Source organism: Aquisalimonas sp. (genome assembly GCF_007120195.1).
In the GTDB taxonomy this organism is placed as follows: Bacteria; Pseudomonadota; Gammaproteobacteria; order Nitrococcales; family Aquisalimonadaceae; genus Aquisalimonas.
In genome coordinates this window covers 1-5,836 of sequence record NZ_SKOG01000023.1, presented here as the reverse complement: position 1 = coordinate 5,836, position 5,836 = coordinate 1, and the positions used below count along the sequence as shown (strand labels likewise).

At 66.9% G+C, this 5,836-nt stretch carries 6 protein-coding genes and 1 other RNA gene; 4 read left to right on the top strand and 3 right to left on the bottom strand.

Features of this window, described 5'->3' with window-relative positions; translation table 11 throughout:
• Nucleotides 1-227: 227 nt before the first annotated feature.
• From ssrS to QZT63_RS02645, 3 genes are all read right to left on the bottom strand, one after another.
• A non-coding RNA gene (gene ssrS / locus QZT63_RS02655) (6S RNA) lies at nucleotides 228-415 on the bottom strand.
• Between the two features lie 43 nt (nucleotides 416-458).
• Complete coding sequence (locus QZT63_RS02650; protein ID WP_290648340.1) at nucleotides 459-758, bottom strand: cell division protein ZapA; 300 nt, start codon at nucleotides 756-758, stop codon at nucleotides 459-461.
• A 268-nt stretch (nucleotides 759-1,026) separates the two neighbouring features.
• Nucleotides 1,027-1,254, bottom strand: a complete 228-nt coding sequence (locus QZT63_RS02645) for a TIGR02449 family protein (RefSeq protein WP_290648338.1) — start codon at nucleotides 1,252-1,254, stop codon at nucleotides 1,027-1,029.
• 93 nt (nucleotides 1,255-1,347) lie between these two features.
• Here QZT63_RS02645 and QZT63_RS02640 point away from each other — a divergent pair, with 93 nt between their 5' ends.
• From QZT63_RS02640 to QZT63_RS02625, 4 genes are read left to right on the top strand one after another with little or no spacing between them, the layout of a single operon-like run.
• Nucleotides 1,348-1,938 carry a UPF0149 family protein gene (locus QZT63_RS02640; protein WP_290648336.1) on the top strand — a complete coding sequence of 197 codons (591 nt, stop codon included), beginning with the start codon at nucleotides 1,348-1,350 and terminating at the stop codon, nucleotides 1,936-1,938.
• A gap of 16 nt (nucleotides 1,939-1,954) precedes the next feature.
• The gene (gene pepP, locus QZT63_RS02635; RefSeq protein WP_290648334.1) at nucleotides 1,955-3,262 is read left to right on the top strand and encodes a Xaa-Pro aminopeptidase; all 1,308 of its coding nucleotides are present in this window, start codon (nucleotides 1,955-1,957) and stop codon (nucleotides 3,260-3,262) included.
• A 5-nt stretch (nucleotides 3,263-3,267) separates the two neighbouring features.
• Nucleotides 3,268-4,506 (top strand): 2-octaprenyl-6-methoxyphenyl hydroxylase, encoded by a 1,239-nt coding sequence (gene ubiH, locus QZT63_RS02630; RefSeq protein WP_290648332.1) that lies wholly within the window; start codon nucleotides 3,268-3,270, stop codon nucleotides 4,504-4,506.
• Nucleotides 4,499-5,716 carry a UbiH/UbiF/VisC/COQ6 family ubiquinone biosynthesis hydroxylase gene (locus tag QZT63_RS02625; RefSeq protein ID WP_290648330.1) on the top strand — a complete coding sequence of 406 codons (1,218 nt, stop codon included), beginning with the start codon at nucleotides 4,499-4,501 and terminating at the stop codon, nucleotides 5,714-5,716. Before ubiH ends, QZT63_RS02625 begins: the two co-directional genes overlap by 8 nt.
• The last annotated feature ends 120 nt before the right edge of the window (nucleotides 5,717-5,836 follow it).

The following is a 5,836-nucleotide window of genomic DNA, read 5'->3' as shown; positions in this document are numbered from 1 at the left end:
GTCGCCCTTGGCAAGAGGCGCAACACCGCTGCGCGGCCGGACAGGCGCTCCCGGAGGGCTTGCCGGTGCGCCTCCGAGGCGGTGTTGCCGGTCCTCGCCGTAGGGCCCGCTACGCCTTCGGCCCGGCGCCTAGCCTCGAAGGCGCACCGACAAGCTAAAGACAACGCATTTCGGTTACAGGACACTAGAGCCGGCGCACAGCCGAACGACCATTGACGGCAACAGGGACACCCCCCGCAACGCCGTGCGGTGTCGCCCCTTGAACCCTGTGGTTCAGGTGGGGAGAACGGGCGGGTCCTTAGGCTTTCCGCACGCAGGCGGACATGCGCACCGGATACCGCCACGTCAATTCCCCTGGCGATTCAATTGAGGGTCAAGGAATAGCTGTGACCGCTGTCGAACGCCGCAGGGGATGTCTTCTCCCATGGTGCGGGTAAGCGCACGGGACTGCAAGGGAATCAGACGTCAGGCAGGGTTTTGCTGATCCGCTGCTCCATGTCCCGTATGCGTTCTTCCACCAGGCGGGCGGTCTCGCGCTGGCTCTCCCGCGCCTGAAGCAATTCGTGGGTCAGGTTCAGCGCTGCCATGACGGCGATCCGGTCCGCCCCTTGAACCCGGCCATTGTCACGCACTTCGCGCATGCGGCGATCCAACGTATAGGCCGAACTCAACAAGCCCTCCTTCTCATCGGGTGGGCAGGCGATCACATACTCCTTGTCCAGAATGGCGACCCGGACGGGTTCGACGTCATCACGCATCTCTAGTGTCCTGTAACCGAAATTCGTTGTCTTTTGAGCTGCCTGTCCGGCCGTGGAGCAAGGCGCGGCTCGCAGCCAATGGCCTTCGCCCTCGGCAAGTGGCGCAACACCGCTGGTCGGCCGGACAGGCGCTCCCGGAGGGCTTGCCGGTGCGCCTCCGTGGCGGTGTTGCCGGTCCTCGCCGTAGGGTCCGCTACGCCTTCGCCCCGGCGCCTGGCCTCGAAGGCGCACCGACAAGCCAAAGACAACGAATTTCGATTACAGGACACTAGTGGTGCTCCATCGCCTTGAGGCGGCTGATCATGGATTCGATCTTGGACCGGGCCATCTCATTTTTCTCCAGCAGACTGGCGCGTTCGGCGTTGAGCGAATCCTGGGATTGACGCAGAACGCGATTCTCTTCCTCGAGTCTAGCGCAGTAGCGCAGCAGCGCGTTCACCTGGCGGTCGAGACGATCCAGCTCCCTGCGCAGTGCGGTGGGGGACAGTTCACTCATGCCTGGTTTCCTTAAGCGTTGCCCAATCGCCCGTCAAGCCTTATTGCACGTGATAGGATAGCCATTTTGCACTCGCTTGAATATGTCCACGCCATGAGAGAGTCACTTCCTGACTATGACGCGCTGGATGAGGCACTCGCCGAGGTGGCCGCGGAGATCGGCGCCGCCGAGGCGCAAGGCCTGCTGGCCGGCATGCTTAGCGCCTCGCCAAAGGTTGAAGCGGCCCCATGGATTGCCCAGGTTCTCGCCGGCACGGAGCCCAAAGGCGAACCAGCCCGCCGCTGCCTGGAAGGGCTTGCAGCACTGTACAACCCCACCCTGCAGGGGATGGACGACAGCAATCTGGAGTTTCAACTGTTCCTCCCGGACGAGGCGGCGCCCGTGGATCAACGCGCCGAGGCGTTGGGCGCCTGGGCGCACGGGTTTATCTACGGCCTGGGTGTCGGCGGGTTACCCGAGGCGGTACCGTTGCCCCGGGAAGTCAACGAGATCATCGGCGACCTTGGCGAAGTCGCTCTCGCCGTCAGTGACGACGGTGGCGAGGCGGACGACGCCGCCTACGCGGAGCTGCTCGAGTTCGTGCGCACCAGCGCCCTGCTGATACGCGAACATCTCCAGCCCCGTCGACGGGACAAGCCCGTGCCAGTCCCCGGCGGCGATCAGGGCGGTCGCCGTCAGCACTAACCACGCCGGAGGTCCGATGGAGCAGCAGGAATACGCGCGTCGGCGCCGCGAACTCATGAACCTCATGGGTGACAACGCCGTCGCGGTGGTGGCCGCCGCGCCCGAGCGTCCGCGCAACCGCGACGTGATGCACCCTTATCGGCAGGACAGCGATCTCTACTATCTCACAGGGTTTCCGGAGCCCGAGTCCGTGCTGGTGCTGATCCCCGGGCGTGAGACCGGCGAGTTTATCCTTTTCTGCCGCGAACGGGATCCGGATAAAGAGGTATGGGATGGCCCCCGTGCCGGCCAGGACGGTGCCCGTGAATGCTACGGCGCCGATGAAGCCTTTCCCGTTGACGATATCGACGAGGTCCTGCCCGGTATGCTGGAAGGCAAGGACCGCCTCTACTGCACCATGGGCCTGAACCCGGATTTCGATCATGCCATCCTGGGCTGGGTCAACCAGGTGCGCGCGCGCTCGCGCGCGGGGGCGCGCGCACCAGGGGAGTTCGTGGCGCTGGAGCACCCTCTGCACGAGATGCGGCTGATCAAGAGCCCTGCCGAGCTGGAGCAGATGCGCCAGGCCGCCCAGGTCTCCGCCAGGGCGCACCGCCGGGCCATGGCCCTGTGCCGACCGGGCATGGCCGAATACGAGCTGGAAGCAGAGTTTCATGCCATTTTCCGCCGCAGCAACGGCTGGCACGCCTATCCGCCCATCGTTGGCGGTGGGCGCAACGGCTGCATCCTGCATTACATTGACAATAACGCCAGCCTGCGTGACGGCGATCTGGTGCTCATCGACGCCGGCGTTGAGCTGGACTGCTACGCCTCGGACATTACCCGCACATTCCCGGTGAATGGGCGCTTTACCGCCGAGCAGCGCGCGGTCTACGAGATCGTCCTCAGTGCCCAGGCGGCGGCCATCGACGCCGTGCGGCCGGGCAATCACTGGAATATGCCCCACGAGGCCGCCCTGCAGGTCCTGGTCCAGGGGCTGGTGAACCTGGAACTGCTCCAGGGTGACGTGGATCAACTCATCGAAGACGAGGCCTACCGGCCCTTTTTTATGCACCGTACGGGTCATTGGCTGGGCATGGACGTCCACGACGTCGGAGATTACCGTATCGACGGGCAGTGGCGGCTGCTGGAACCGGGCATGGTGGTGACCGTGGAACCGGGTCTGTACATCGCCGACACCATTCCCGAAGTCGATGAGCGTTGGCATAACATCGGCGTGCGCATTGAGGACGACGTGGCCGTGACCAGCGACGGGCACACGATCCTCAGCGCGGGGGTGCCGAAGACGGTTGCCGACGTGCAAGCGGCCATGGCCGAGGGTTGAGCGCAGTGGGCGCGCAGGCGAATACGGCAGCAGATGTGATCATTGTCGGCGGCGGGTTGGTGGGCGCAACCCTGGCCATCGCCCTGGTGGAGAGCGGGTTGCGCATCCGCGTAGTGGATCCGGTCACGGCCGCGGCGCCGACCCAGCCCAGCTACGACGATCGTAGCACGGCGCTCTCACCCACCAGTCAGCGTATCCTCGAGGCGCTTGGGCTGTGGCCAGCCATCGCCGCAGAGGCCGCGCCGATTCGCACCATCCATGTCTCCGACCAGCGCAGCTTCGGCATCACCCGCATGCACGCCGAGCGCGAGGGGCTCAAGGCGCTGGGGCACGTCGTGCCCAATCGCGTGCTCGGCCGCGTGTTGCGCGAGCGCATCGCCGCGCTGCCGGCGACGGTGCAGCCGGTGACTGCTCGGGTGGAGCGGGTGGAGTCCGGCGCAGAAGTCGCACAGGTGGTGCTGGATGACGGCGCGTCGCTGACAGCGCGGCTGTTGGTGGCGGCGGACGGCACTCGCTCGGCACTGCGCAAGCACCTGGGCATCGATGTCCGCGATACGGCGTATCACCAATGCGCCGTGGTGGCCAACGTGACTCCCGCCCAGGCACCCAACGGGCGTGCGTTCGAGCGCTTCACCCCGGAGGGCCCGCTGGCCTTGTTGCCGTTGCCGGGCGGGCATTGTTCGCTGGTCTGGACGGTGTCGCCCGAGCGCGGGCAGCGGCTCGCGGGGCTGGATGACGGCGATTTTCTGGCGGCGCTGCAGGCGGCGTTCGGCTACCGACTTGGGCGGTTCCTGCAGGTCGGACAACGCTTCGTCTACCCACTGAGCCTCAGCCGTAGCGGCCAGCGGGTCGCTGAACGCAGCGTGCTAATCGGCAATGCGGCCCGCACCCTCCATCCTGTAGCCGGCCAAGGGTTCAACCTGGCACTACGGGATGTGGCCGAGTTGGCCGAGCGGGTCCACGGTGCCGCGCTGCGCGGCGAGGATCCCGGCGCGACCGCGCTGCTGCAAGCCTACGCCGCCGCCCGCCAGGGTGACCACCGCCGCGTCACCCTCATGACCGACGGCCTGGTGCGACTGTTTTCCAATCGCCTGCCGGGCCTGCGCTTCGCCAGGAACGTTGGCATGGTGGCCATGGAACTCTTGCCGGCCGGACGTGCCCGGTTCATGCGCCAGGCCATGGGCCGCGGCAACCGCCTGCCGCGGCTGGCCCGCGGGCTGCCCCTGGAGGGAGGTCATGGCTGAGCAGCGCACGGACGTCATCATAATCGGTGGCGGTATGGTGGGGCTGACGCTGGCCGTGGGGCTGGCCGATTCCGGTTTCCAGGTCGCCGTGGTGGAAGCCCGGGAACCGCCTTCCTGGCAACCCGGGCAGGCGAGTAACCGCGTCTCGGCGGTGACCCAGGCCTCCCAGCGGATCCTCGATCGCCTAGGGGTCTGGGAGTGGATCGCGTTCCGGCGCGTCAGCCCTTTCGAGGCCATTCGCGCCTGGGACGCTGCCGGCCACGCCGGAGTCACCTTCGATGCGGCCGACCGCGGCGAGCCCTGCCTGGGACACATTGTCGAGAACACACTCATCCAGGATGCCCTGCGGGAGGCGGTGGCTCGGCGTGGCGGGGTGAGTCTCTACTGCCCCGTGGAGGTCGGGAATCTCGACGTGACTGCGGAGCGGGTTCGCGTACGCCTGGGCGACGGTCGCCGCCTGCGGGGCAGCGTGCTGGTGGGTGCCGATGGGGCCAGTTCCATGGTGCGCGCGCATGCCGGCATCGGCGTGCATGGGCGCGACTACGGCCAGCGCGGCATCGTGGCGACGGTGACGACGCAAAAGCACCACGGGGCCGTGGCGCGACAGCGCTTTCTTCCAGAAGGGCCGTTGGCGTTACTGCCGTTGGCCGATGGCCGCTGCTCCCTCGTTTGGTCGGCGGCTACGGTGCGTGCCGATGAGCTGGAAGCCATGGATGAGCCGGAATTCAGCGCCGCCCTAACGGCCGCCTCCGAAGCCGTTCTGGGCCAGGTCACGGCAAGCGTCGACCGGGCCGCTTTCCCGCTGCGGCGCCTCCACGCCGAGTCGTACGTGGCCCCGCGGGTGGCGCTGGTGGGTGACGCGGCGCACGTGATTCATCCGCTGGCCGGGCAGGGCGTGAATCTGGGGTTGCTGGACGCCGCCGCGCTAGTGGATGTGCTCCATCAGGCCCGGGAGCGGGGGCGGGATCCTGGCGGCTACGCCACTCTGCGTCGCTACGCCCGCTGGCGTCGTGGCGACAACGCCTTGATGCAAGCGGCAATGGACGGCTTTCACTGGCTATTCAGCAATGACGACCCGCTGCGCTCAATCGTGCGCAACGTTGGGCTTGGTGCCACCGACCGGCTGGCACCGGTCAAGGCAATGTTCATTGACCACGCCGTGGGACAGCGGGGAGACCTTCCCAGCCTGGCGCGTTGGCGATACATGTGACTAGTGTCCTGTCCCGCAAATAACGTTACGATTGTCGCGGCCCTGACGGCCCCTGGCGGCGTTGCGCCTCCTCGCCGTAGTCCCCGCTACGCCTCGTCGGCGCGCCTTGCCAGGAACCGT

What these genes read in the sequence shown, in the direction of transcription:
- QZT63_RS02640 (WP_290648336.1), top strand. Translation starts at nt 1,348, where the DNA reads ATGAGAGAGTCACTTCCTGACTATGACGCGCTGGATGAGGCACTCGCC.
- QZT63_RS02645 (WP_290648338.1), bottom strand. Translation starts at nt 1,254, where the DNA reads ATGAGTGAACTGTCCCCCACCGCACTGCGCAGGGAGCTGGATCGTCTC.
- QZT63_RS02625 (WP_290648330.1), top strand. Translation starts at nt 4,499, where the DNA reads ATGGCTGAGCAGCGCACGGACGTCATCATAATCGGTGGCGGTATGGTG.
- pepP (WP_290648334.1), top strand. Translation starts at nt 1,955, where the DNA reads ATGGAGCAGCAGGAATACGCGCGTCGGCGCCGCGAACTCATGAACCTC.
- QZT63_RS02650 (WP_290648340.1), bottom strand. Translation starts at nt 758, where the DNA reads ATGCGTGATGACGTCGAACCCGTCCGGGTCGCCATTCTGGACAAGGAG.